1 protein-coding gene is annotated in these 508 nt (G+C 66.9%); it reads right to left on the bottom strand.

Translation table 11 applies throughout. The features are described from left to right. Positions 1 to 228: 228 nt before the first annotated feature. Positions 229 to 508 (bottom strand): ABC transporter permease (locus C4313_RS11225; RefSeq protein WP_503012468.1); only part of this gene is annotated, 280 nt, incomplete at its 5' end.

Here is a 508-nt window from a genome sequence, read left to right as displayed (position 1 = left end):
TGAGACCACAGTACCAGTCACACAAGCCCCAGCCGTGCGGGCTCCCGGGCGGTGTGCAGCCCGCTCGGGTCTGCCACCCGCAAGATTGGTGTCCGCCAGCCAGCGGTCACTTGACGCCGAGATCACTCCCCCTGGGACGTGAGCACTCCTCCCCTCCGCAGGAGGGGACCCAAAGACACTACTTTCTTCCCGATCCAGCGCGTGGCTCTTGTCTTCCGGGCCGATGGCCTACAGCGCTCCCGCCTCCCGCCGCACGAGCCACTGGTTGACCAGCACCGTGAGGACGAGCACCACCCCGACAGTCCCCAGCTGCCAGATGGGGTGGACTCCCGCGAGCTGCAACCCATTACTCAGGACCGTGATGACGAGGACCCCCAGAATCGTCCCCAGGACCGTTCCCTCCCCCCCTGTAATGTGGGTTCCCCCGAGGACAGCCACCGTGATGGCCTGGAGCTCATAGCCCATTCCCGCATCGGGCCGCGCGCTGGCCACGCGGGACGTCATCACG

This window comes from Thermoflexus sp. (genome assembly GCF_040289485.1).
Classification (GTDB): Bacteria; Chloroflexota; Anaerolineae; order Thermoflexales; family Thermoflexaceae; genus Thermoflexus.
Note: the sequence above shows the minus strand (reverse complement) of the source record. Positions and strands in the feature narration are given on the sequence as shown.